This is a genomic window from Paenibacillus tabacirhizosphaerae (assembly GCF_040812395.1).
GTDB lineage: Bacteria > Bacillota > Bacilli > Paenibacillales > NBRC-103111 > Paenibacillus_E.
Genome location: NZ_JBFNXH010000024.1, coordinates 23931 through 50035, shown reverse-complemented (window position 1 = coordinate 50035; position 26105 = coordinate 23931). Strand labels below are relative to the sequence as shown.

General features: G+C 45.2%; 24 protein-coding genes and 1 pseudogene. 15 read left to right on the top strand and 10 right to left on the bottom strand.

What is annotated here, in order from left to right:
• Window positions 1-77 precede the first annotated feature (77 nt).
• A complete protein-coding gene (locus ABRS97_RS25785) occupies window positions 78-1634 on the top strand; it encodes an SAM-dependent methyltransferase (protein WP_367818759.1) in 1557 nt (518 codons plus the stop codon).
• Window position 1635: 1 nt separating this feature from the next.
• On the top strand, window positions 1636-3474 hold the full coding sequence (locus tag ABRS97_RS25780) for a hypothetical protein (RefSeq protein WP_367818757.1): 1839 nt from the start codon (window positions 1636-1638) through the stop codon (window positions 3472-3474).
• Between the two features lie 143 nt (window positions 3475-3617).
• On the opposite strand, the gene ABRS97_RS25775 is transcribed toward ABRS97_RS25780, so the two are convergent.
• Window positions 3618-3929, bottom strand: a complete 312-nt coding sequence (locus ABRS97_RS25775) for an EthD family reductase (protein ID WP_367818755.1) — start codon at window positions 3927-3929, stop codon at window positions 3618-3620.
• A gap of 38 nt (window positions 3930-3967) precedes the next feature.
• Window positions 3968-4351, bottom strand: coding sequence for a tautomerase family protein (locus ABRS97_RS25770; protein ID WP_367818753.1), 384 nt, complete (start codon window positions 4349-4351; stop codon window positions 3968-3970).
• A 176-nt stretch (window positions 4352-4527) separates the two neighbouring features.
• Here ABRS97_RS25770 and ABRS97_RS25765 point away from each other — a divergent pair, with 176 nt between their 5' ends.
• Complete coding sequence (locus ABRS97_RS25765) at window positions 4528-6876, top strand: tetratricopeptide repeat protein (RefSeq protein ID WP_367818751.1); 2349 nt, start codon at window positions 4528-4530, stop codon at window positions 6874-6876.
• 247 nt (window positions 6877-7123) lie between these two features.
• Window positions 7124-7198, top strand: a pseudogene (locus ABRS97_RS25760) (hypothetical protein); the annotation flags it as partial.
• Between the two features lie 79 nt (window positions 7199-7277).
• Here the strand turns inward: ABRS97_RS25760 and ABRS97_RS25755 are convergent.
• Window positions 7278-7760 carry an Lrp/AsnC family transcriptional regulator gene (locus ABRS97_RS25755; RefSeq protein ID WP_367818749.1) on the bottom strand — a complete coding sequence of 161 codons (483 nt, stop codon included), beginning with the start codon at window positions 7758-7760 and terminating at the stop codon, window positions 7278-7280.
• 148 nt (window positions 7761-7908) lie between these two features.
• On the opposite strand from ABRS97_RS25755, the gene ABRS97_RS25750 reads away from it, so the two are divergent.
• Window positions 7909-8736 (top strand): alpha/beta fold hydrolase, encoded by an 828-nt coding sequence (locus tag ABRS97_RS25750; protein ID WP_367818748.1) that lies wholly within the window; start codon window positions 7909-7911, stop codon window positions 8734-8736.
• A 234-nt stretch (window positions 8737-8970) separates the two neighbouring features.
• Here ABRS97_RS25750 and arsC read toward each other — a convergent pair whose 3' ends face one another.
• The 4 genes from arsC to ABRS97_RS25730 are packed head-to-tail and all read right to left on the bottom strand — an operon-like array spanning window position 8971 to window position 11242.
• Window positions 8971-9393: an arsenate reductase (thioredoxin) gene (arsC, locus tag ABRS97_RS25745; RefSeq protein WP_367818746.1), complete on the bottom strand. Its 423-nt coding sequence runs from the start codon at window positions 9391-9393 to the stop codon at window positions 8971-8973.
• 25 nt (window positions 9394-9418) lie between these two features.
• Window positions 9419-10708, bottom strand: coding sequence for an arsenic transporter (locus ABRS97_RS25740; protein WP_367818745.1), 1290 nt, complete (start codon window positions 10706-10708; stop codon window positions 9419-9421).
• Window positions 10709-10717: 9 nt separating this feature from the next.
• A complete protein-coding gene (locus ABRS97_RS25735) occupies window positions 10718-11041 on the bottom strand; it encodes an ArsR/SmtB family transcription factor (protein ID WP_367818743.1) in 324 nt (107 codons plus the stop codon).
• 30 nt (window positions 11042-11071) lie between these two features.
• Window positions 11072-11242: a cation transporter gene (locus ABRS97_RS25730; RefSeq protein ID WP_367818779.1), complete on the bottom strand. Its 171-nt coding sequence runs from the start codon at window positions 11240-11242 to the stop codon at window positions 11072-11074.
• A gap of 117 nt (window positions 11243-11359) precedes the next feature.
• Here ABRS97_RS25730 and ABRS97_RS25725 point away from each other — a divergent pair, with 117 nt between their 5' ends.
• The 3 genes from ABRS97_RS25725 (at window position 11360) to ABRS97_RS25715 (ending at window position 13871) form a co-directional block, all read left to right on the top strand.
• Entirely contained in the window at window positions 11360-11701 is a 342-nt protein-coding gene (locus tag ABRS97_RS25725; RefSeq protein ID WP_367818741.1) for an ArsR/SmtB family transcription factor, read from the top strand.
• 84 nt (window positions 11702-11785) lie between these two features.
• A complete protein-coding gene (locus ABRS97_RS25720) occupies window positions 11786-13093 on the top strand; it encodes an NAD(P)-binding domain-containing protein (RefSeq protein ID WP_367818740.1) in 1308 nt (435 codons plus the stop codon).
• Between the two features lie 169 nt (window positions 13094-13262).
• Window positions 13263-13871 carry a transglutaminase-like domain-containing protein gene (locus tag ABRS97_RS25715; protein WP_367818738.1) on the top strand — a complete coding sequence of 203 codons (609 nt, stop codon included), beginning with the start codon at window positions 13263-13265 and terminating at the stop codon, window positions 13869-13871.
• A 115-nt stretch (window positions 13872-13986) separates the two neighbouring features.
• Here ABRS97_RS25715 and ABRS97_RS25710 read toward each other — a convergent pair whose 3' ends face one another.
• Both ABRS97_RS25710 and ABRS97_RS25705 read right to left on the bottom strand, forming a co-directional pair.
• Window positions 13987-14556, bottom strand: coding sequence for a peroxiredoxin family protein (locus tag ABRS97_RS25710; protein WP_367818736.1), 570 nt, complete (start codon window positions 14554-14556; stop codon window positions 13987-13989).
• Between the two features lie 89 nt (window positions 14557-14645).
• Window positions 14646-15320: a Crp/Fnr family transcriptional regulator gene (locus tag ABRS97_RS25705; protein ID WP_367818734.1), complete on the bottom strand. Its 675-nt coding sequence runs from the start codon at window positions 15318-15320 to the stop codon at window positions 14646-14648.
• Between the two features lie 761 nt (window positions 15321-16081).
• Here ABRS97_RS25705 and ABRS97_RS25700 point away from each other — a divergent pair.
• The 5 genes from ABRS97_RS25700 (at window position 16082) to ABRS97_RS25680 (ending at window position 20289) form a co-directional block, all read left to right on the top strand.
• Window positions 16082-16882 (top strand): putative protein N(5)-glutamine methyltransferase, encoded by an 801-nt coding sequence (locus ABRS97_RS25700; protein ID WP_367818732.1) that lies wholly within the window; start codon window positions 16082-16084, stop codon window positions 16880-16882.
• A 300-nt stretch (window positions 16883-17182) separates the two neighbouring features.
• Window positions 17183-17608, top strand: coding sequence for a MarR family winged helix-turn-helix transcriptional regulator (locus ABRS97_RS25695; RefSeq protein ID WP_367818730.1), 426 nt, complete (start codon window positions 17183-17185; stop codon window positions 17606-17608).
• A gap of 481 nt (window positions 17609-18089) precedes the next feature.
• Window positions 18090-18434, top strand: coding sequence for a YkgJ family cysteine cluster protein (locus ABRS97_RS25690; RefSeq protein WP_367818728.1), 345 nt, complete (start codon window positions 18090-18092; stop codon window positions 18432-18434).
• A 199-nt stretch (window positions 18435-18633) separates the two neighbouring features.
• Window positions 18634-19758: an NADH-dependent flavin oxidoreductase gene (locus ABRS97_RS25685; RefSeq protein WP_367818726.1), complete on the top strand. Its 1125-nt coding sequence runs from the start codon at window positions 18634-18636 to the stop codon at window positions 19756-19758.
• Window positions 19759-19800: 42 nt separating this feature from the next.
• The gene (locus tag ABRS97_RS25680) at window positions 19801-20289 is read left to right on the top strand and encodes a MarR family winged helix-turn-helix transcriptional regulator (protein ID WP_367818724.1); all 489 of its coding nucleotides are present in this window, start codon (window positions 19801-19803) and stop codon (window positions 20287-20289) included.
• 87 nt (window positions 20290-20376) lie between these two features.
• Here ABRS97_RS25680 and ABRS97_RS25675 read toward each other — a convergent pair whose 3' ends face one another.
• Entirely contained in the window at window positions 20377-22701 is a 2325-nt protein-coding gene (locus tag ABRS97_RS25675; RefSeq protein WP_367818722.1) for a helix-turn-helix domain-containing protein, read from the bottom strand.
• 156 nt (window positions 22702-22857) lie between these two features.
• On the opposite strand from ABRS97_RS25675, the gene ABRS97_RS25670 reads away from it, so the two are divergent.
• Window positions 22858-24375 carry an extracellular solute-binding protein gene (locus ABRS97_RS25670; RefSeq protein ID WP_367818720.1) on the top strand — a complete coding sequence of 506 codons (1518 nt, stop codon included), beginning with the start codon at window positions 22858-22860 and terminating at the stop codon, window positions 24373-24375.
• Between the two features lie 190 nt (window positions 24376-24565).
• Entirely contained in the window at window positions 24566-26095 is a 1530-nt protein-coding gene (locus ABRS97_RS25665) for an extracellular solute-binding protein (RefSeq protein ID WP_367818718.1), read from the top strand.
• Window positions 26096-26105: the final 10 nt, after the last annotated feature.

Genomic DNA, 26105 nt, shown 5'->3' with positions numbered 1-26105 from the left:
ATATTATGTTATTTAGTAATTGCCAAGCTGCTTACAGGTTCAAGTAGTAACGATAATCGAATCTAGGGGTTGGGTAGATGGAAATGGTAGAAGAAACAAAAGTCTTCTCAGAATCGCTGATTTGGTCACTGCAACGGGACTATTTTAAGGAAAATGGAATTGAGGCATGGAAAAATAGCGAAGTTCCACATTATATTACGAATAATCCCTTTTTGGCGAAGTCCTATGCGGAGATTGTGTTTCATTTTTTCATGGATATTGAACGAATGAATGGAAAAGTGAATGAAAAAATATATTTGATAGAACTTGGTGGTGGAACTGGGCGCTTAGCCTATCACTTTCTTACCTATTTTCAAGAGTTATGCCAATCTGTTTCTGCCTCAATCCCGGAATTTTGTTACATACTCAGTGATTTGCCATCGAAGAATATAGATTTTTGGAATTGCCATCCCCAATTGAAGCCTTTTGTTGAGCAAGGTAATCTGGACTTTTCCGTCTTTGATGTTGAAAAGGATACCAGCATCCACTTGATACATAGCAATAAAACGATTAGCATCCAAAGCTTGTCTCAGCCATTATTAGTGGTTGCTAATTATTTTTTTGACAGCATTCCCCACGATTTGTTCTACTTTGACAACGGAACAGTTTTTGAATGTCTTGTTCATTTAACCAGTAATTCGAACACGGAAAACCCATCTCCGGCAGAGCAATTGAAATCTGCGCATTTAAATTATCAGTATAAGATTATTGAAAATTCCCCGTATGAAGAGAGATTTTTTAATGATTTACTTGAAAATTACAAAACCCATATAAAAAAATCGCATGTGCTTATTCCTTCCGTTGGCATACGTTGCCTTGAGCGTTTACGACAATTTTCGAATGAAGGTATATTGCTGTTATCCGCGGATAAAGGTTATCACTGTATATCGGAATTAGATGAGCAAACCGAGCCTGCGTTGGTGTATCATGGCAGTTTTTCACTTACCGTAAATTATCATGCTTTTAAATTATATGGTGAGGATCAAGGCGGCCAAACTTTTTTTACTCCTCATTCCCATCAACACTTAAACCTGATAGGTCTTCTGATCGTGCCGGGTGCAGGCTTATATACAAATACTAAAGCGGCTTACGACCGATTCATTAGCGGGTTTGGCCCGGATGACTTTTTTAGCTTGAAAAAATATTTCGAAAAACATTTTCATGAAATGAAACAGGGTCAGCTGTTATCATTTATCAGACTTAGCGGGTATGATGCTCACCTGTTTAAACAATGCATACCGCATTTTAGAAAGATCTTATCAGAAATTTCATCGCAGGATAAACAAGGGATGTTCGTCATGATTCAGCGAGTTTGGGAGATGTATTATCCAATTGGTGAGGATCAAGATTTAGCATTTGATATGGGTACAATGCTTTATCAGATGGATTTATATGAGGAAGCTATTGTATTTTTCATGCGTTCCTTGGAGGGTTTTGGACAAGCAGCGCCTACTTATTACAACTTAGCTATATGTTATTACATGTTGGCCAATGAAAAAGCGTTGGATTATTTGGAAATATGTTTGCAGCTAGATCCCAGCCATATGGAAGCAGCAACTTTACGTACATCTATAGCTAGCAAAGGAGGCGTATAAATTGCAATCCATGCCCCCAATCCCCTCAAAGAATGCATCAGGTTCTGCTCCTCAAGTAACACAGTCGAATGAAAGTGGAGGCCTGACTTCCGCTGGGAACCTACAACGTCGGAACTCTTCGGATGATGCAACTCTACCGTTCACACCTACTCAAATTATGCAATTTCAAAAAACGATTGGTAATCGAGCGACCGCTCAACTTGTAGTCTCCCGTTCACCATTGAAACCGAATAATCACCCTAATGGTTCAGGGCAGAGCCGAATTCTGTCTGAAGATAAAGTGAAACCGTCGTTTCAGTTAAAAAATGGGGATTTCCTAAAGGGAGATCAAGTACAGGACAGCATGATTCAAAGGACGATTGTTACAAAAACCGGGTCAAAATACTCGGATGAGGATAAAAAAAAATTATTTAACAAAGCAAATGAGTCGTTCGAAATAGATGAGGATGAATTTGAGGATAAATTTAGTGAATTGAACAAGATGAAGGGGAAACATACGATTCGTGTGACTAAAGAAAAATTAGTTTTAGTAAGATACATAGACACTACCACAAAAAGGAAGAAGAAAAAAGCGGAGAGTGCTGCGGCACATGAAAAAAAGAGGAGAAGTAAAGAAGATGCCAATTATGCCACTTCTTCTTTGAAAAGATTAGCAAATTCTGCCCTGATTACAGTCGACCCACTTTCAATAGAACTACGATCTAGAGCTTTGCCAGTATTAGGGAGTACATCGGATACGATCTCGTTAAGTGATTATTTTGAAAGCGGTGGAGAGGAAAAAGAGGAAGAAAAGAAAGTAGTTTCAAAAAAAGTTTTAGCATTAGCTACAGGACCTAATGCGAGACCTGTTGATATTATGAACCTCGATGTAGACACAGTTAATGAATTGGTCTCTAATGCTCAATGGTATAAAGAGCCTGGGGGGATTATATTGGCGAATATTCCTAAATTAAAAAAATTTGTAGAGTTCCATAATGCAGATGAGCGAGTGATAGAAAAGTTTTTGTGTATAAGATATGCCTTGATTAATGTTGAACCGCAACCCAGATCAGGCATTGCCAGGGCTGCAGCTGACGAATACGATAAACGCTTTAATATAATTAATCCAGAAAAGACACGAGAACCAGCGCGATTAGAAGCTAGTTACAAGGCAAGGATTCATAAACCTGATTCAAGGAAATTTGAAGAAAAAAAGGAACCGGTATTTACAGCTCAGAGAACAGCCAACAAGCTTAAAGTAACAATTACACATTTAAAACCTGGTTGGATAAAAGGCGATAGAGGTGCGGGTCAAGCGGATGTAATGGGCGGACAGAGTGCAAAAAATCACGTGATTGATTCTATGCATGAGGAAGAAAGTACTAATGAGGAGAAGGAGGCAGCAAGAACAGAGTTAGGGGGCAGATTCGAATGGCTGCATATTATTGGAAGCAGTCTTGGGGGCCTTAACACACCTAATAATTTGGTTGCGGGTTCCTATGACATGAACACCAAAATGATTGTTCTTGAGCATAAAATTGCCAGAATGGCACAAGAAAAAAAGGATGAAGACGCAGGAGAAGATGCAGAAGAAAAAGGTTATAAATTTATTCCTTCAGAAGAAGAACCACTTGTTATTGAAGGGACTGCTGATGTAGTAAAGAATACAAATGTTGGCACAAATATCAATTTGACGGTATCGCATGGGGATAATGAAATAATAAGTGAAGATTACAAAGTAGACGATCAACGGGTACTTTATAGAAATCAATATATTAGAGAGGAGAATCGAATCAGGGAAAAGCTTATAGCAAAGAAAAAGGAACTTGCTGCAGACGTAGATGAAAGAGATGATACGTGAATAGAGTTTTAATTGGAGCGATAATTCTGCTTAGCTGTGGACGAATAGCGATGCGGGCATCGAAACCTGCTTGCCGATCCATGCCTGGTGCATAGCTATCCGTCATAGTTGAGACCAATTGCAGGAGTTCATCTGTGTGCTGCTTAGAGAACCTCTTCGACAAGCAACACGGTTGGAAGCTTATAGAGGAGTGGAAGCATCTTTGTGGTATCTGCTTGCGCTTCCCGACCTTCCTTGGAAACAAAGGATTGGTTAAAAGTAGTTTCGTTCTCGTATTTTAACTCAACAACAAGGTAGATGGGGGTTTCTGTGTTTTGTACACTCTTGACCCGCTGGACGGAGAAGCTAAGCAAGTGGGGCAGCTTATGCAGTAAAGGGACATGAACGCCGAAGTAGTGCTCATCAAACTTCTCTATATCTTTTGGTTCCTCGTAGATTGCCATCATTTTGTACATGGTAATTCCTCCTTTAAATTTAAGTGAATAGGGTAATTCTATTGTGCGTACTGCGCAATGCCATTGCCGTAAGACCAGTTTTCTTTCTTCACCTCAACAAGATTGATGAAGATATCTTCGGGACGGACATCCAGTTGTTCATGTAAATCATTAGCTACTTGCTGGTAAAAGGATTTTTTCAAGTCCACCGTACGTCCTTCGTTGAGAACTAATTGGATAATAATAATATCGTCGGTTCGCTGAATTCCAAGGTGATTCGGGTCATAAATCAAACCGCTCGGATCATGTTCGGTTATGACCTGGAATCGATCATTTTGAGGTACATTAAGCGTATTAATCATGGCTTGATAGACGATGTCTCCGACGTTCTTCTGATAGTTTGCAGATTTCCCTTTCATTAACGAGATGCGTACGAATGGCATGCTCATTCCTCCTCATATTGGATGATTGTTTCCGTAAATCTTTGTTCACCTCATCGGTATAACTGAATTGTAGCAGTTCAGATACGTATGTTAGAATGTATGGAAGTTCGTGCCAAAAGTTCGTGTTAGTTCGTGCGGCTATCGTCGTCTCTAATAAGGGAAGCGGGGGAATCAGGTTGTCTAAGCAGGAAATCGATAAGGAATGGCCCGAAGAGATGATCCGCAGACTTCGGCAGAGATCAAGGCCAGGTAATAAGGCTAAGCTAAGACAGATCGACCTGTCGAAGAGAATTGGTGTGGAGACGAGAACGGTTCAGCAGTGGGAGATAGGCGAACGGCTGCCAAGCGCGCATAATTTGCAGAAGCTGATCCAGGTATTCACTGAGGAAGGTATCTTCTTACCAGGTTCGGTGCAAGAGGAAGCGCAGAGCTTATGGGAGACGGTTAGTCACTTTCATAATCTGAAGTCAGGGAATTATCGCATGTATCCGAAGTTTGATGATCAATGGTTTGACACCATACAATTTGCGCCCAAGCCAAATTCCTCCCAGGATGGAGTATCTGCTGGCGAGCCGGTTGTGCAGGCAACTCAGGAACGTATACCGACTAATTTACCCTCCCGCATGTCCGGATTTATCGGAAGGCAACAGCAGATAACAGATATTACGCAGCTGCTGGCTAGCGCTCCTCTTGTCACGCTCACCGGGCCTGGGGGCTGTGGAAAAACGCGGTTAGCCTATCAGGTTGCCTCTGAAGCGATGCCGAGGTATAGGGATGGTGTTTGGATTATTGAACTGGCCGCTGCTGCCGATTCTGTAATGGCCATCAGAATGCTGGCTTCTGTTCTGGGTGTAAAGGAGCAGAGGGGACATACACTGCTGGAGTCTTTGCTTGAGCTGCTTCGGGATAAAAGAATGCTGCTCGTGCTCGATAATTGTGAGCATCTGATTGACTCCTGCGCTGCGCTTGTTGAGAGTATGCTTGCTGTATCCTCTTATTTAACGGTTCTGGCTACCGGCCGAGAGCCTTTCCATACTGCTGTTGAGACGGTCTGGCAGGTACCGCCACTTTCCTGTCCACGGCTAGAAGGCGATTCGGAGCCTATGACTTATGAAGCACTCATGCAGTTCGAGGCGGTACAGCTTTTTGTCGAACGAGCCAAAGCAATAGCAACAACTTTTGATAACTCGCAAGAGGAAGGAAATCTTATCGCTTCAATTTGCGTGCGGTTAGAGGGAATTCCGCTTTCACTTGAGCTCGCTGCTGCTCGGAGTAACGTACTGAGTCTGCAACAAATTGATCGACGATTATCCGATATGTTAGGCTTGCTTTCTTCCGGTCAACGGACCGCCAATTCTCGCCATCAGACACTTCGGGCTACGATGGAGTGGAGCTATTCGCTGTTAACACAGAATGAGAGGCTGATGCTTAATCGGCTTAGTGTATTTACCGGAGGATTTGACTTGGAGGCAGTGGAAGCAATAGGCACCGCTCAAGGAATGGCAGCTCCGCCAGAGCTGTTCGCTGGCATTCGATTTCAAAGGGAAGAAGCGTTGGATTTAGTATCAAATTTAGTGAGCAAATCAATGGTTTCAACAGAAATCTTGCGTGCTGGCAATAACCGTAGATTCTTTTTACTCGAAGCCATTAAGCAATTCGCGCGGGAAACATGGCTGAGCAGCGAGACCGATGAGGAGCGGGATCACATCCGTCATCTTCACGCCGAGTATTACTGCAGCCTCGTAGAGAGGATGGGCAGGGACTTTCGAAGTAGAAGCCGAGACACAGCTTTGCTAGCGATTCGACAAGACTATGCGAATATTTGCTCGGTTCTGGAATGGGCCTCCACAAGGGCACAAGAGGCAGATACAGCGCTGCGGATGGCGGCGTATTTATACTTTTTCTGGCTTCATGAAGGTGCGCTGGATGAGGGGATTACTCGGCTTCAACAGGCGCTTCTTGTTTCTGGCGAGCAATCTTCAAACCCGAATTTCGTTAAAGTCAGGCACGGTGTTGGGATTCTATTATGGGTGAAAGGCGAGACCGAGGAGGCATTCAGGTATGCACAGCAAAGTGTGAAGGATGCCCGCAAGCTCGGGAGTCCCGGATTGCTTTCCTCAAATCTGCGGTTGCTCACCCAAATAACGCTCCATCAAGGTTTGACGGATGAAGCGGCTAAGTTAGCGGGAGAGAGCGTTCATTGTGTCGAGCAAGACGGAGATGATTGGAATCTGGCGTCTTCATTAAACACATTGGGCCAAGTGTTGCTCATGCAAGGAGATCATGAGCAGGCTCAGCGACAGCTGACGAGAAGCTCAGAATTGTTTGAACGAGTAAGGGATTATTGGGAAATGTCAGGTCCACTCCGCATATTGGGTTACCTCTCTATTCAAAAGCACAATTATGATCAAGCCGTGACACAATTCAAACGAAGTATTGCGATATGCCAGTCCTACCATGGAAGTTGGTTTCTTGCCAGAGGGCTGGATGGTCTGGCGAATATACCAAAGCAGCGATTTTATTAGGAGCTTCGGAGAGGATTAGAGAGGGGATTGGGGCTGCTGATAAGCCGCAATTTCAAGAGATCTACGACCATGCGAAGAGTGCGGTGGAGAATGAACTTGGCCCTGAACCATTCCTCATAGGGTGGGGTCAAGGCCGTGCTATGACACGAGAGCAGGTTCTGGCTTATGCGCTAGAGATGTAGATGTGAAAAGAAAATAAAGTACTAGGCTAACGCGACAGTGACGATCGGTGTAAACGGAGGTTTCCAGGCGAACCATGGCCAAGTACCGTGAACAATTGAATATCCTAGTTGCAGCTGAACGCAAGCAATATTCCATCTGATGATCATTAATAGGGTAGTACCGTGAAGTTCTTCACGGTACTACCCTATTGTCATACACACTTTCTCACCTGACTAGCTTTATGTTCCCCTCGCGATTCGTTCTGACTGCACTTGTGAAATATCATTCGATGCATTGCTGGATACAAGACTTTTATCCTCGAATCTTGTTGAGAGAACAATTAGGGTCGTAGAAAATCCGAATGTGTTGCAATTATCAAGAAAACTTGTCAATGATTCACTTGTTTCCGTTGACACTTTCATTAAATAATTATACTCTCCGCTAATTCTGTAAAGATCGACAATCTCAGGAGACGACTCGCTGAAGGCTTCGAAATCCGCGCAGGTATTCGATTTAAATAAAATGAATGCGGTTGTATGCTTACCAAGCTTAGATGGAGAAAGCTCCGCCCGATAGCCCGTTATTACCCCTTGCTCCTCCAGCTTTCGAACTCTTTCCGTTATAGCCGGCTGCGACATCGCTATCATTCGGCTCAACCCGGAAATGGGAATCCGGGCGTTATTGTGCAGCGCCGACAAGATTTTATAATCGATTTGGTCCATAAACACAACACCTTATTTTTAAAAGTTTATAGTCAGAAACAAATAAATGCTTAAGTTTCTAGCCCCTGAATTCCTTGTTAATCTTATTTAAATTGTACGTTATCTTTAATAAAATGTCATTAATAAACAGAAAAGGAGAATAAGAACTATGACAATGACATTAAACGAATCAGTAACGAATGGCAGGTTACAATTTTTTACGACTGGAGATGGGTATCGTATTGCTTATCGATTCGATGGACCAGCAAGCGGACCCGTATTGGTTCTCGCGAACTCAATTGCCACCACGTTGAACATGTGGGATGGACAAATTGCAGAGTTATCGAAGCATTTTCGCGTACTCCGCTACGACTTCCGGGGGCATGGCGCCTCGGATGCCCCAGCGGGAGCGTATTCGATTGACCGGATGGGGCGGGATGTGATCGAACTGCTCGACGCACTCAATATCAGCAAAGTGCATTTCCTTGGACTTTCGCTCGGCGGTATAGTCGGGCAATGGCTCGGCATCCATGTTCCTGAGAGGATCGACCGGCTGATTCTGGTCACTACATCATCCTACTTAGGACCAGCCGAAACATTTGATAGACTGATAGCCGCCGTACGTCAAGCCGAGAACCTGTCAGAAATCGCTGACATGTTCATTGGGAACTGGTTCCCTCCACATATGTTGGAGACAGAGGGGGATGTCATATCATCGTTTCGCGCAATGGTACTCTCCACTAATCCGCAAGGGCTTGCAGGAACTTATGCTGCGATCCGCGATTTGGATATGCGCCGGACTATTGCGCTTATCAGCAGCCCGACATTGGTGATCGCCGGGCAGTACGATACGGTGACTCTTCCCAGTCATAACGAATTGATCGCCGCGACGGTGCCTAACGCGAAACTGGTCATGCTGCCTACAGTCCATATGCCGAATATAGAGCGGCAGGCCGAATTCTTGAACGCAGTGCTCGAATTCTTGCTCTCGAAATAAATGGGTGTCAGAAAATCGGATCCAGAACTGTTGAACGATCGGCTCGATCAGTCGCTACAGTGGGTAGTCAGCGCCTACACGATCTTCTCCGGCAGCTTTTTGCTTCTCGGTGGGCGTGCTGCCAATGTATTAGGGCAAAGACGCATGTTCGTGTTCACTTTAATTATGTATTGTAGACAAACTAACAGAAATCCTAGATCGGGCTGATCTAGGATTTCTGTTAGTTTGCTCATTTTACTCGCCTTCCTTTAAGAATCGCTCGATCCGGTCTTTAATGGAATCGCGAACTTCGCGGAATTTAGCTCTAATTTCCTCTTCCGTTCCGGTTGCTTTTGCAGGGTCATCAAAGCCCCAGTGCCATCTTGCAGCTTTGTCATTGCGAACAACTGGGCAATTATCGTTGGCATGTCCACACAGTGTGATAATGTAATCGGCGCGGCTTAAAATCTCAGGGTCAATCACATCAGAGGTGTGATTCGAGATATCGATTCCTGCTTCTTTCATCGTTGCAACTGCTCTGGGATTCAATCCGTGTGCTTCCAGACCTGCGCTTTGTACTTCATATTTATCGCTGCCTAAAGCTTTCAAAAATCCGTCAGCGATTTGGCTGCGGCAGGAGTTTCCTGTGCAAAGAAAATAAACTAGTTTTTTGTCCATGTTGAACATCTCCTTTAAGTGTGATTTATGAGATTACGCTTAACCAAACAAACAAACCGATCAACGTGATCAGTAAAGTTGGGATGGTAAGTACAATGCCGATTTTAAAATAATAACCCCAGGTTATTTTGACACCTTTATTGGATAACACATGAAGCCATAACAACGTGGCGAGCGAGCCGATAGGGGTAATCTTAGGCCCTAAATCGGAGCCAATAACATTGGCATAAATGAGCGCCTCACGGATAATGCCATCTGTTTGTGAGCCTTTGATCGCAAGCGCATCAATCATAACTGTCGGCATGTTATTCATCAGTGAGGAAAGAATAGCGGATAAAAATCCCATTCCAACAGTGGCGACAAACAGTCCTTGTCCGGATATGGTTTCGATCAGGTTTCCCAAAGTATCGGTAAGACCCACGTTTTTCAATCCGTAAACCACAACATACATGCCGATGGAGAATATAACTACAGCCCAAGGTGCTTCTTTGATAACCCGTTTCGTTTCAATAACTTTGCTGGAACGAGCAAAAAGAATAAAAACTAGAGCCGCGATACCAGCGATGATCGAGACGGGGATTTTAATGAATCCACTGATCATGTAAGCAACTAACAGAATGCCGAGTACCACCCATGATAGACGGAATAATTTTAAATCTTTAATTGCTTCTGATGGGCGTTTGAGCTGTGTAAGGTCGTAATTTTGTGGAATGGTTTTTCTAAAGCATACAAAGAGAACTAGTAAGCTTGCTGCCAAGGAGAATAGGCTCGTGACGAACATTCTGCTCGCATAGGTGACAAAATCGATCCCAAAGAAATCAGCAGACACGATGTTAACCAGATTACTCACAACAAAGGGAAGTGAGGTCGTGTCCGCAATAAAACCACTTGCCATAATGAATGGAAGAATCATTTTGTCCGGGAATTTCAAGGCTCGAACCATCGCCAGAACAATTGGCGTTAAAATGAGTGCCGCTCCATCATTAGCAAATAGGGCCGCAACTGTTGCTCCGAGCAATATGACGTAGACGAACATGGTTTTCCCATTCCCTTTTGCAATGCGCGCCATGTGCAGGGCGGACCATTCGAAGAAACCGATCTGGTCAAGGATGAGGGAAATGAGAATCACGGCAACGAAGGCGAGTGTCGCATTCCAAACGATTCCCGTCACGACTACGACATCATGCAAGGAAACAACTTGAAAAATAAGGGCTAGTATGGCTCCGGCTGAAGCAGACCAACCAATATTCAATCCCTTGGGCTGCCAAATCACAAAAGTAAGTGTAATCAAGAATATGAGAATCGCTGATACCATGGGGTCCTCCTAATCGCAACAATCTAGTTGTTCACATGAAATCGCATCAACTTTTTCTTTTTGAGAAGGTAAATGTTGGAAGAAATCATGTAAGTACGGTTTATCGTTGATGTTCAATGAATAAAATACCCATTGCCCCTTTTTGGCTTCCTTAACTAAACCGCCGTCCTTCAGCTTTCGCATATGTTGACTCACATTAGGTTGGCTTGTTTGTAAAATCTCTACAATTTCATATACACAAAGTTCGCGCTCTTTGAGAAGGGAAAGTATGGTGAGCCTCATTTTATCCCCGAGCAGTTTACACGCATCAGACAACTTTTCGATTTCTACCAAAACTATACGCTCCTGTCCATTTTTAAATGATTATATAATTACTTGATTATATTTAATAGTTAAGATATTGTAAATATCTTCGGCACTCCGATTGGCCTGGTCGTTTTTCCTGAAATTGACGTTTACATCCTTTACGGCGGATTGAGATTTAAGGTGATTTTCAATCGTTAACGCACAGGAAGCGCAATCCATCCCTTCGATGTTATAGGTTCGTGCGTTTCCCTTCTAATATTTTGACTATAAGGTTGCAATTTGGTTTACAATGCGATAAATTGTTATTAAATCAAAAATAATTGATTAATGAAGCGGGTGATAGGAATGAAAACCTTAATTCCAATACACGAAGTAAAGATAAACACGAAACCGAACGACTCCTTTTTCGAAGCGTATGAGGCAAAGTTTAAAGCCTTGGCGGATCGCAAGAGACTGCAGATCATGAATGAGTTGACCCAGCGGGGAAAAACGTGTGTTTGTGATTTATGCGATATCGTGGACATGGCTCAATCCAAATTGTCTTATCACTTAAAGATCCTATTAGATGCCAATCTAATTACAAAAGAGGTCATCGGCACCTGGAGCTATTACGAGATCAATCATGTTGAAATCAACGGATTGCTTTCAGAAGAGCTATGCTGCATATTTAGACCAAGCAGATGTTAGCTATTTTTACGGATTAAATATCAATTTTTTTTGATTTATAAATCAATATATTTTGATGAATATAATTAATTGGAGGGATTTTTAATGAGCGAAAATAAAGTGTTACTTAAAACAAAATTACCTGTAGCCATTATAGGTGCTGGGCCAGTTGGACTTGCCGCTGCGGCACATCTAGTTTCTCGTGGGGAATCCTTTGTATTATTCGATTCAGGGAACGAGGTTGGCGCCAATATACGGACGTGGTCACATGTGCGTCTCTTTTCACCATGGGCATACAATATAGATAAAGCAGCACATCAATTACTTACTTCACACGGCTGGATTGCTCCGGATCAAGGGGATATCCCTACCGGGTTAGAGATGATTGAGAACTATTTTAAACCTCTGGCTGAATTGCCTGAAATCAAACCTTTCATACACTTGAATACAAAAGTGATCGCTGTGAGCCGCAAAGGCTTAAACAAGGTTAAAACACAGGGCCGCAATGACCTTCCGTTTGTCTTACATACACTGAAAAATGGGGAGAGAACTTTGGTTGAAGCCAAAGCTGTCATTGACGCTTCGGGTACATGGGCCCATCCGAATCCAATCCTATCGGAAGGAGTATGGACGACTGAGGAGCAGTCTTTGAGTAAACAAATATTCTATGGTATACCAAATGTTCTAGGTGAGCATAAGGATCGCTATAGTGGAAAGAAAGTTTTTGTTGTGGGCGGCGGCCACTCTGCGATTAACACGCTTTTGGAACTTGGCGAACTTAAGAAGCAAGTACAGGAAACGGAAATCGTTTGGGCACTCAGGAAATCAAAGCTTAAGGACGTATATGGAGGACAAGAGCAAGATCAACTTGCTGCCAGAGGAGAGCTCGGAACGCGCATTCAGAGGCTAGTCGAGTCCGGAGAAATTAAGGTTCTGACGCCATTTTATATTCAAGGGTTAAAAAAGAACAAAGAAAAAATCCGGATTGTTGGTTCTTTAGGCAGTGAATGGGTTGAAATTGATGCTATTGATGAGATCGTTTCGAATACCGGTTCCCGCCCGGATCTATCCTTCCTAAGAGAAGTAAGGGTGATTACAGATTCAGGCCTGGAGAGCACCTTGGGGTTAGCATCTCTCATCGACCCCAATGTTCATAGCTGCGGTACAGTAAGACCACATGGGGAGAAAGAGTTAAGACAACCTGAGAAGGACTTTTATATCGTTGGATCGAAGAGCTATGGCAGAGCGCCAACTTTCTTGATGGCCACAGGGTACGAACAAGTAAGATCCGTTGTTGCAGCTTTAGCAGGAGATCGTGAGGCGGCTGAGAAAGTAGAACTGGAATTGCCGGAAACAGGGGTATGCCGTATACAAATTAGTTCCGTGATGTCAAAATCTCCTTGCTGCAGGTAGTAATAAATCGGCGTTGTCTAAAAGGCAGTGCCGATTTTTGTTTTAAACGGGCTGTATTCATAGGAAAGAAATGGGTATACAATTCAGAGAGTAAAATGTATAATTATTCAATAAAATGAATATTAAATCGCATCCTAAAGTGGAGGCATTAAAAAATCGGGGTGGCTACATGAATTTGATATGTGAATCTAATGCGCTAGAGGATTATTTAGTTGAATCTGAAGAGGTCGATTTTAGTGACCAATCGATTCAGGAAAAAGCATTTGAATTATACGGTAGATCGTCAAACGAGGATGACTTTGTAAAAAAAGCGTATGAATTTGTTCGAGACGACATCTTCCATTCATGGGATAAACAAAGTTCACGAATAACGCGCAGGGCTTCAGAAGTGCTTCATTTCAAAGAGGGTATTTGTTATGCGAAGTCTAATTTGCTGTGTGCCATTTTAAGAAGCAGGGGGATTCCTGCTGGTTTTTGTTATCAACGGCTTACACTCGGCGATACGCCAGAGACCGGATACTGCCTCCATGCCTTGAATGCAGTATTCTTGAAATCCATAGGCAGATGGATACGTCTGGATGCCCGTGGGAATAAAGCCGGCGTTCATGCCGAATTTTCCATGTATGGAGAGAAACTGGCATTTCCGGTGCGAGAATACTACGACGAAGTTGATTATGCAAACATTTATCATCTGCCGAACCCTAAAACTATTCATGCTCTAAAGCAAGGTAGAGATTGCGTAGAGATGTGTCTTCATGGACTGCCAAGCGTCCTGTAATATATTGCATGAAAGTCTTTCTTTTGGAGCAAACGGGGAGCTATTGTAAAAGAAAAGAAGAGTTGCTGTGACGCAACCCTTCTCTACGCTAAGAGTCAGTTTATCGTTAGGGCTCTTATTGCGCGTTGTTCTTGGCAACGTTGGCGAAACGGTCGATAACCTCTAGTGGCATGTGGTCGGTCACCAGGCGACCGTAATGCGCGACCTGTATGATGCCGTTCTCATCGATCAGAAACTCGGCTGGAATGCGGTTCATGTTGGATCCCTCTTCTGGGGTTAAAGCAAACCCTTCGGCTTCCGCCTCAGCTACAAATACATGCGTATTCGAATCAGCAATCGTCGCTTGCAATTTCTCCTCAGATACTTCGACGCCGTACAGATCATACAGCTCGGCCAGAGGATCGGCAATTAACGCGAATGGAGCCTCCTGTCGGCTGACATATAGGGACATATTAGACTGTGGAGATTCGAACACCGCCACGACTTCCAATCCTTGCAGGTGCCACTCCTTGTAGCGTCTAATAAAGTGTCTTACTCGTAAGTTGCAAAGCGCGCAAGCGGCATTGCGCAAGAACACGAGCAGCACCTTGCGACCTCGAAGATTGGACAGGTAGAGAGAAGAACCGTCGACACCGATGAACGTAAAATCAGGGGCTGCAACCCCTGGGGATAATGGATTTCTCATCGTATAAAACCTCCTGGTTTTCTAAATTGTGAGCCGCAGTCAGCTCAACTGACTTTACTTTACCAAGAGGCGCTATCGGTTTCTGTGACCTAGTCACCAACGAGCCTGCTCAATGCTCCCCGTTGATGAACGGTTACCGAACCCCGTTCAGTTGCTATCCAGCCTTTCTTTTTCATTCGGCCTAGCATGCGGCTGACCACTTCACGAGCTGAACCTAGTTCAGCAGCTAAATCCTGATGCGTAATCCGAGCTGTCGGATGCTGCTCCGATGTCAGCCTCAACAAGACCCCAGCAAGTCGCAAGTCTAAGGGTTGCGATATTTTATCGGAGAGAAGGCTGCCCATACGGAGGAGCCCGTCCAAAATATTCCCGAATACCGCGTTTCGGACAGGCGTATACTTTTGAATCCAGAGTAGAAAAGCTCTTTTTTCCACGAACAGAGCTGTTACCTCGGTCTCCGCTATGATTGTTCCGGGATACTCACGCTCGCTTAGGCCGCTCAGTACCATCATGGCGCATATATCCCCGGCGGATAGACGGTTAGACATAGCCTCACGGCCGTCTTCAGTCAAATTCAAGATTTGCACCGTTCCCGAAATGAGAAATAAGGAATACTGAACGGCATCATTGCTGACAAATAATGTTGATTTAGCAGGGAATGTTCGAAGTCGAGGTTTTGCAGCGTCCCACTCTTCGGCGGGGATTGCTTGGAAACAGGGGAAAATGTCAAATAGGCTGTGCGACGCAGGAAGCAAATCAGTCATAGAGGTTCTCCGATCGGATACAGAATGATATTTTTATTTTACATTGTAAGTACTAGTAACTCAAAGAGATTCGCGTGCATCAGTTATATGGAAAGGGCTGCCGGGAGGCGGTCCTTTGTTCAGGTTATAGAATTTATAGGTTCACCGAACCATTAGATTCTTTGAAAGGCGTGATCATTAGCGGGCTAGCGGAACTACGGTGCGTTATGGCTAGGCATATCGGCTTGAATGGGCATTTCGCGGAACTGCAGTACGCTATGCATCAGAAATCAGGGATTTCACGCTAGCAATTACCTGTTTAACGCATCACAGTTCCTCGTCATGGTAAAAAAACAGGGAATTTAAAGAGATAACGCACCGTAGTTCCGTCGTTACAACTGGGCGATAACCCGTGATGGAAAAGGGAAGTGGAAGGCAGCTCAAAGTCGAACAGAAGAGGGGAGGGGACTGGGGTGGAGAAGCGTTGGCGCCCGTATTTGAAATCTTTTCGGAACCCATTCCCAATCCACTCCCCATTCGCCAACATATGATTTATACCAAGGATGCCGCTAGGTGTTTTTCTTCTGTTAACGGACAGTTCGGTTGAAGTATAAATGGAAAAATAAGGATGAAGAATAGTTTTTTATAACGATTTTGTATCTGTCCAGCAAACTGCGATGGCGATAAAATGATGAATATCAGTTCGTAACAACTAGTGATAGTCACTCCCTAGCAAAGTGATGAATATCGTCGTTCCGAGATGAAGTCGAGGAGGAACATTTGTGAATTGTGGTGACTTTCATGGGGATACCCTGTATACATTCATCGTTACCAGGCTTCGAAATGCTGGTTGTGTTTTCGCCGAAGACGAGACCCGGTTGCTCATTTCCGCGGCGCAGACCCCGGCCGACCTCGACGCCATGGTGGACAGGAGAGCCGCTGGTTTCCCCCTCGAGCACGTTATCGGCTGGGCGGAGTTCTGTGGTCTGCGAATAGCGGTGGACCCGGGTGTCTTCGTACCCCGTCACCGTACCGAGTTTCTTGTTCGCCAGGCTGCCGCTCTCGCGCGGTCAAGAACTGTCGTGGTAGACCTGTGCTGTGGATCGGGCGCGCTCGGTGTCGCGCTGGCCGCTGCCCTGGATCAGATCGAGTTGTACTCCGTCGACATCGACCCTGCTGCGGTGCGGTGCGCCCATCGCAACGTCACTGCTGTTGGTGGTCACGTGTACGAAGGTGACCTCTACGAGCCGCTGCCCGCTCTGCTGCGAGGTCGCGTGGAAGTTTTGGTCGCTAACGCTCCCTATGTACCCACCGAGGCGATCAGGTTGCTACCTCCGGAAGCCCGCATACATGAGGCGCTGATATCGCTCGACGGGGGCGCGGACGGACTTGACGTCCAGCGCCGGGTGGCAGCATCGGCGCCACTATGGCTGGCTCCGGGTGGTTACCTGCTGGTCGAGACTAGTGAGCGGCAGGCGCCACGGACTGTCGAGATCTTCGTTCGCAATGGGCTGATCCCGCAGGTGGCCAGTTCCGACGACATGGACGCCACCGTCGTCATTGGAACCAGACCAGCCCTTTAGAGACGATTGGGTGGCTGGCCCAGAATTTGAACGAGATTTGAATAGAGTGACGAAAAACGTGAGCGCTAAAAAAACCAACAATGCTGCCGGAATAGATCGGCAACATTGTTGGTTTTTTTAGAGATTTCACTATTTGGGGTGGGTTTAACCGTTCAGGAAGAAATATAATGGATTAGGCTGCGTATTTTGCAGTATCATTGCCGAATCATAGTAAGTTAAAATAGATTGACAAAGAAAAAACCAAATAATATAGTCTTTGTACATACAAAAAAGGATGAAACAGAGAGGAGAAAGTGCGCTATGAATGATGGTTTCTTGCACAATTGCTTATTTTTTACCGCTAACCGCTTAAGTCGAGCCATTACGAAAATGGCTGAAGAAGTATTTGCATCGACCGGATTAACCCCCATGTATGGTTATCTGATTTTGCTGGTTAACGGAACCCCGGGAATTTCGCAAAAAGAATTGGCCGAAAAGTTGTGTATAACACCTTCTACGTTAACACGTTTTATCGATAAATTGGAAGGCAAGCAATACTTGGAAAGGAAGGTGCATGGAAAGACGGTACTCGTCTATCCAACAGACAAAAGTCATAGTTTGGAGGAGAGCATCCGTCGTGCATCTTCTGAGCTGCATGACAGATATTCGGACATTCTCGGCCAAGAAGCATCGAAAAAGCTAACCAAGGAAATTGATTTGATTAGCGAACAGATAAATAGACATTAATTTTTTATAATAATTATTGCTTGTACAACTAAAATAAACGGAATTAGTAGCGATGGCTCTAAGCTTAAGCAGAGTGACATCGATGTTAAAAGTTGGCTTATAGTAGATGGCTGAGCTTTCTAGTAAGCCTTCTACGGCAAATTTGCTTGCGCAGTAAATTCAGTTCAAAGATTGACCGGTTAGCCCGCCGACACTTGTTGTTGCGAGCAGATGAGCGCCATCTGCTTTGCGAGGAGCGGGAGTCCAGCACGAATCGTATGCATAATGAAACGGCGATTGAAAAAAACCTTCAAAACCACCTCGTAGTGGGATGAAGGTTTTTTTTGGATCAGATTTATTTAAATCTTTTAGATAGAATAACAGTATTGTATAAGATTAGTAGATATGATAGTATTATTTCTTGAAATAATATATACATAATATACCATATAATTAAATAAAAGTAAATATATATTTAGCGACATGATAGAAGGAGGCCTTTATGTCTGATCTGCCATGCCAAGGCTGCAAAGGTTTGTGCTGCGGTCCGGTACCTGTTACGCAACAGGAGTTGCAAATAATCAAAAAGAAAGTAAAATCGATGCCGGCCAAAGTCCGCAAGGAGCTTGAACATCAAGAACGGCATTTTGGCACCTGCATATTTTACGATCTCGATCACGACAAGTGCGGAATTCATGCGGTGAGACCAGCTGTTTGCCGCGCTTTCGGCTACTATCGGAATTTGGTTTGTTTCCGGAAACCTGAGGCAGCGGCAGCCCACAATTGGAATATGAAGGAACAGCCATCCGGCATATTGAGCGTGGATTATACGTGGAAGGATTTTTGATAGCGTCCTCTGCGGCATTAATTTCTAAGGCTAATCACTATTTGACGCTTCAACGGGAATCCTAGCTTATACCCGCGTTCACTAATTTGACTGAGTACATACGTTAATATACAATTATATTTGATTCAATTTTATTTTATTAAATACATCTGGAATCACTTAACGATTTATAAAGATAAATTAAAGGAGAGAAATCATTATGACCACCTACTCATCGTTATTTGAACCATTGGTATTTAAAAAGGGTACTCAGCTCAAAAACCGGATTGTCATGGCGCCGATGACGAATTGTTCAGCCAACGAAGATGGCACGGTTTCGCGAGAGGAGCTTGCTTACTACGCACGTCGATCACAAGGAGTTAGCATGGTTATTACCGCTTGCACTTATGTGACACCTAACGGCAAAGGGTTTCCGGGAGAGTTCGCTGGAGACAGCGACGATATGATTCCGAGCCTGAGATCGCTTGCTCAAACCATTAAAGAGCAGGGCGCAAAAGCGATTCTGCAAATTTTCCACGGTGGCCGGCAATGTCCACCTGCACTGGTTCCGAATGGAGACATTGTGAGCGCAAGTGACGTCGCTAGCGCACAAGTCGGCGGCATCGCACCGCGGCCTTTAAGAGAGGCGGAAGTGGATGCGATCATTCGTGACTTCGGCGAAACGACTCGCCGGGCGATTGAAGCAGGGTATGATGGTGTTGAAATCCATGGGGCGAATGGATACTTGCTCCAGCAGTTTTTCTCTGCGCATACAAATCTGCGTAATGACAAGTGGGGAGGGAGCCTTGAGAAGCGCATGGCCTTCCCTCTTGCAATTGTTGAAGAAGTTCAGCGAGTTGTCGCCGCTCATGCCAAAGAGCCATTCCTAATCGGCTACCGGTTCTCGCCGGAGGAAGAAGAGACAACCGGGATCACAATGGCCGACACACTGGAACTGGTTGATGCGTTAGCGGATCGGGACCTGGATTATTTGCACATTTCTTTGATGGATTTCCGTTCCTTGCCGCGCAGAGGCGCAGACCCTTCGAAGACACGAGTAGAATGGATTCTGGATCGCATTAATGGGAGGGTACCATTGATCGGAGTAGGTTCAATCCGCACGGCAGACGATGCGCTGGACGCACGGAAGTTGGGACTGCCGATAGTGGCCATCGGCCGTGAACTGATTGTAGATCCGGATTGGGTGCAAAAGGTGCAAGCAGGTAAAGCTGCTGAAATCGCTACAGTGATCTCTAAGCAGGATCAAGAAAAATTGGTAATCCCTGATCCTTTGTGGAATATGATTATTCACAGATCTGGTTGGTTTCCTGTCGCTGAAGTATAATGGAATAAATGTAAACTCTTTTTGGTTCAAGTGGAGGTAAGTATGGACCCGAATGATTCGCTGAAGCTGGAGAACCAAATTTGTTTTATGGTTTATGCATGTTCCAGGGAAATGACCAAATTATACAAACCTTTGTTGGACGCGATCGGACTTACGTATACGCAATATGCGACGATGCTTGCCTTGTGGGATAAGGATGGTGTGACGGTTACAGAGCTGGGTGAAAGACTTTATCTGGACTCAGGTACACTAACCCCGCTGCTCAAGAAGCTCGAAGTGATAGGACTGCTGACGCGTACCCGCGCGGTAGATGATGAACGGAGAGTCATCATTGAGCTTACCGATCAGGGGAAGGCATTGCGGCAGCGGGCGACAGACATCCCTGGACAATTATCCTGCCAGGTAGGCATGGATGCCAAAGAAGCGGGCGAATTTCGCGAACACGTAACGGAACTGCTCCGAAAGATACAACAATGCTCTACACCTGCAAGCACCACCTCAACCACCGAGAAAATGGTGAATGAACCATGATCGCGGAAGCAACACCTGGGCTTCGCAAGCTGGGAAGCTAGAACCTGGAGCTCTCTCCGCAAGGTGTTCTCCGATAAAAAGAAGGCTTTATAGACCAGGGTCTATGAAGCCTTCTTTTGTTTTCTCCCGGTATTGCCCGGGGGTAAGCCCTTCCTGCTTGCGGAACGAGCGGATGAAGTTCTGCGAGTTGTTGTAGCAAAGCTTGGAGGAGATGTCTTTGATCGGCATATCCGTCTCGGACAGCCACTTTTTCGCCATGTTGAACCGGTAGGTCGATAAGTACTCACTGAACGAGCAGTTCGTTTCCTTGCGGAAAATGCTGCTTAAATAATTCGCGTTATAGTGCAGACGCGACGCGCACTCTTCGAGTGTTAAGTCTGTGTCATAGTAGTGCTGAACGAGAGCGATGATTTTCTCGGAAACATTATGGTACTGCGCTTCTTGACGGTCGCGGAAAATACGAATTAGCGGGTACACGACCTCGGTCCAGAACCAATCCTCGATTTCCGCGGCCATATGCAGGCCCAGCAGTTCCTCGAACAAAGAGCCCTTCGTCGGGTGAATCTGATTCAAGCTAATACCCGATTCCTGCATCACGATGAGCAGGTTGTTTAACAACCGGGCCAGCGGTATCTGGTATTCCTGCGGCGTTAGCTGAGCGGCGAATACCGCTTGCAGTTGCTGCTTCAGCAGCTCTTTGGATTTATCCTTTTCGGCCACTTTGATGGCGTCGATCAATTCATTTTCAATCGATTTCGGATAATTCAAATTCAAATAGTGCTTGCCGGAGTTGATATTCTCGTACTGAATAATAATCCCTTCACCCAATTTAATCCGATGCTTGAGTGCCTCCAAGCCTTCGCGGTAAGCGATGGACATGTTCGTGAATGCATGGATAGGCAGGCTCATCCCGATACTGACTTGCAGATTCAGATAGCTGAATATTTTTTGCTGCAAATGCTCGGTCCATCCATATACCGTGTTGCGGAAAGCGGCGGATTCGCTGTCAGGCGTTCCAATCAGTGTTACCACGGTCTGATCGATAATAATCGGAGTCAGCCGCTGTTCGGCAGGGATCAGCTCCTCGATGATGTTGTGTACGGCGAAGAGCAGCAATTCCAAATCTCGTCTTTCATAACGGGTGTTGTCAATCGAATCGATCTGCAGCGTGAGGACAGACATCGTATGCCAATCGCTTACTTGCGGACCATACCCGTATTGCTCCAAACCTTCTAGAAGCTCATTTTGCTTCATGTGGCCTTGGAAGGCTTTCATCAGGAAGAAGGTTCTCACCTGACCGATATGCTGACGGACTTCTTTTTCCAGTTGAGACTTGGATTGGAACAAATGAGTGACCTGTTCGCCGATGACTTGAAATTCGTTGGCTTTCCGTTTCTGATTCACGGTAACAAGCTGCCCGATTTGATTCATCAGCCGTTGAATCGGTGAATACATTTTGCGCGAGCCAAGCCAAGCTAGGAGCGACGAGAGGATCAGCATAAATACACAGACGTAGATGGTGTATGTCCCGATTTTGCTGGACTCTTTCGTTAAGCTGTCGATGGAAGTCTCGGATAAATAAATCCAGCCGTTCATATTCGAACGCAAATAACTAACTGAATAGGGCTTGCTGTTTATACTCGTCGAGAATTGCCCCATAGGCCCTGTGAGCTTGTCGATATCTTTCAGTCCAGTTTCCGTCACAGACTTGCCGATAAAAGCAGGATCGGGATGCATGAGAATCTGATTATGCTCATCGATGATCAGGATATCGGTCAGCTGTTCGGTATCGCTATGAATCAGATCCTGCAGCGAGCAGGCGGGCATGTTCGCTATAGCCAGGCCATATTTCTCGAGACCGGTGGTCGGCAGCTTTTTGACCAAGCTAATGCTGATCTTACAGGATACGCTTTGCGCATTCTCTTCCGTGAAAAACCATTGCGACGGATTGATCGTCCACGCGCTGTTTTCTTGCGGATTCATCATAGGCAGAAGCTTATCGTAAAAGGGATAGCTGTCGAAACGGTACAAACCTGAGTTCTTGATGATCCAGTTTTCTTTGGCGTTGATCAGGATGACATCTTCCAATTTGGTATCGAACGATTGCATATAGCGGATCTCGCTGCGGAGATCGTCATACATCATGAAATCGGTTACAGTTAAGGGCATATCCATTGCTTTTTTCAACACGGTCGAGTTGATGACCTGATTTAACGTGTGGTTGACAGTTGTTAGTTTCTGCTCTACATTGGAGTTGATTTGCATGATCAACTGCATCTTGCCTTCGTTGACATTCTTTTGAATCTCGTTAGAAGAAGTTACGAAGGCGAAAGCGCCTATGAATATTACAGGGAGCGTGCTGAGCAAGAACCCGAAGATTGTCATTTTGCTAAGAAAGCTTAAAGAGCGCACGGCATCCAACACCTTATCAAGAGGTTGTAAGTATGAGTTGCTATCTGTATTCATTTTAGTAAAGTCGAATGCGAAGGACAATAATCATCTGAGTGACGGATAATCATTATCTTAGATTATGATGGCAAACCGTTACTGCTGCAAGGGGGACGGCACGTGAGCAAACATGTACAACAACGAGTCAGGAAGATCTGTAGTTTAATTGTGCTGCTGCTGATGGTGGCTAGCTTCTGCGCATGCGAGAAGAAAAACGCTTCGCCAAACGATGCCGAGAATGGCAGTCGTCCTGTCATTTCTATTATGGCACCGCTGCATTTTCCGCATCCGCCAATACCGGAGCTGATTCAGGAAATTGAGAATCGGACACAAACGAAGCTGGACCTGAACTGGGTGCCCGAAGGCATCTATACCGATAAAATGAACACGGCTTTAACCACGAACTCGCTTAAAAAAGCAACATATGTGAAGTACACAGACTATATGCTTATGAAGAATTCGATCCGTTCCGGGGCGTTTTGGGATATTGGTCCTTATTTGGAACAGTTTCCGAATCTGAAGAAGCTGAACAAAGAAATTTTGAACCAAGCGGCTGTAGACGGCAACATTTATGGCTTATACACGGAACGCCCGTCCTCCAGGCAAGGGATTATTATTCGAGAGGATTGGCTGAACAACTTGAAGCTCGCCAAACCGCAGACGATTGATGAATTGTACAAGGTGTTGAAAGCCTTTACGTTTAACGATCCCGATGGCAATGGTAAAAATGATACGATTGGCCTTACCGATCGGAATGACCTGGTATTCGGCGCGTTCAAAACGCTGAGCTCGTATTTCGGCACGCCGAATGACTGGGGCATCGCCGCGGGGAAGCTCATCCCTGAATTCGAAACGCCCGCCTATATCGATACGATGAACTTCATGAAAAAGCTGTACGACGAGAAGCTGATTAACTCCGATTTTGTGCTTACGAGTAAAGAAGTTCAAAGGGATAAGCTCATCCGGGGGATTGCCGGTGTGTATATCGGAAGCATGCAGGATGTGCAGCGGCTTTCGGGCGAGGCGCAATTGCTTAATCCGCAAGCGAAGTTTACGCTCGTCAATCATATTGAAGGACCGGGTGGGTTCAAAATATGGTCAATTCCGAACTACAGTGCGCTGTACCTGTTCTCAAAGAAAGCGATTCGTACCGAAGAAGAGTTGAAGCAAATGCTGCACTTTTTCGATCGGACTATGGATAAAGATGTTGCGAATTTGATGAAATACGGGTTAGAAGGGCGTCATTATACAACGTCAGGCGACAAGGTCCAACTATCGGAGGGGACATCCCAGATTCGCGTCAACGAGGTGAATGCCTTGTATGCGCTAATGGTAGCTGATCTGAGCAATCCCAATGTAATGGACGTCGCGGAGAGCGAATCTCTGTCGCGACTGGCCGATAAGCTTAGCGCAGATAATGAGAAACATGTCGTCAAGGATCCGACGATTAATCTGGAGTCGAAGACCTATGATGAGAGAGGCGTTGAGTTGTACAAAATTATCTCAGATGCGACCTACAACTATATCTTAGGCAAACTGGATACAACTGCGTTCCAACAGGAAATTGATCGATGGAAGCGCAACGGGGGCAATCAGATCATTCAAGAGTACAACGAAGCATACGGGAAGAAATCATAAGGATTAGAGCCGCTTGCGCTTAGGCGCGGCGGTTTTTTTTTGTCGATTATCATTTACTCCCTCAATAATCATCATCTCACATCCCTTGCGGATCAAGGCGGAAATGGTTAAATGATTGTTTCGGTACCTGAATTGCGCAGTGTAATGTGGAACTTGCAGCACATTACTATTTTGCGGAGGTCAAATAAATATGAAGAGAAAATTAGTTTCGATACCGCTAAGCATTCTTCTCGTATCCAGCGTTGCTTTGGTTGCCTGCTCTGACGCCGATAAAAATGGAACAACTCCTTCAGCTACGGCAAAAGGCGAAACGCCTGCGGCAACTGCAGATAGCAAACCAACAGCGATTACAATCATGGCGCCGCTGAATACTGCTGAGACACCGCCAGATACCATCATCAAAGAACTGGAGAAAGTAACGAACACGAAATTAACGTATCAATTCTTCCCTGCGGATACATACGAAGAGAAAGTGAATACGACACTGGCGACAGGGGCGCTTCCCCAAGTCACTTATTTGAAAAACCAGGCTACTTTCATTCAAATGAAATCCGCCATTCGCGACGGTCAGTTCTGGGAAATCGGGCCGTATTTGAAGGATTTCCCGAACCTGAGCAAGATGAAATCGACTACGAATGAAAATACCAAGGTAGATGGTAAGCTCTACACGCTATATCACGGTGTAGATATTGCCCGCCAAGGCATGATCTACCGGAAAGACTGGGCGGATAAGCTGGGACTCAAAGCGCCTGCCAATACGGATGAATTGTATGCCATGATGAAAGCTTTTACCGAGCAAGATCCTGACGGCAACGGCAAGAAGGATACCATCGGATTGGCGGATCGTAATGATCTGATCTACGGCGCTTTCAAAACGGTGGATAACTGGTTGGGCGTACCGAACAATTGGGGCGCAAAAGACGCCAAGCTGCTGCCGGAGTTCATGTTCCCCGAATATGTAGCTTCGATGGACTATTTCAAAAAACTGCGTGACGAGGGACTGATCAACAAGGACTTCGCGGCGACAAGTAAAACGGATCAACAAAAGCTGTTCACCAAAGGTACAGCGGGTATCTACATCGGCGCGATGACAGACGTATCGACATTGAACAAGGATCTGATCAAAAATGTTCCGAACGCAGTGGTGGATGTTCATAGTATGGTGGCAGGGTCTAACGGCAAAATGTCTTCATGGGCGCTTGGCGGCTACAATAACGTTCTCCTGTTCCCGAAATCGGCTATTAAAACAGAAGCTGACTTGAAGAAAATTCTAGCGTTCTTTGACAAAATGATGACGCCTGAAGTTGCCAACCTGGTAACCTGGGGGATCAAAGACGCGAATTACACGGTAGTCGACGGCAAGGCTAAGAAAACAGATGAAGAAAAATGGACGCGTGAAGTCAAAGCTTTCGCCGATGCTTCTATTGGCGATGAAGATACAACAGGCAGATATCTGGGCGTACCTCTGATTCCGGCTAGCGGCAAGGCCGATGAGCTGAAAATCGCGAATTTGAAAAATGCTGTGCAAGATCCGACAGCCGCTTTGGATTCGAAGACGAACCTGGAGAAAGGCGTTCAGCTTCAAGCGATTATCACAGACGCTACTTATAAATACATTTACGGCACCATCGACAAAGCTGGATTCGATAAAGCAGTTGAGGATTGGAAAAGCCGCGGCGGCAGCAAAATTATAGAAGAATATAGCACTGCTAAGAAATAGATAATTGGGT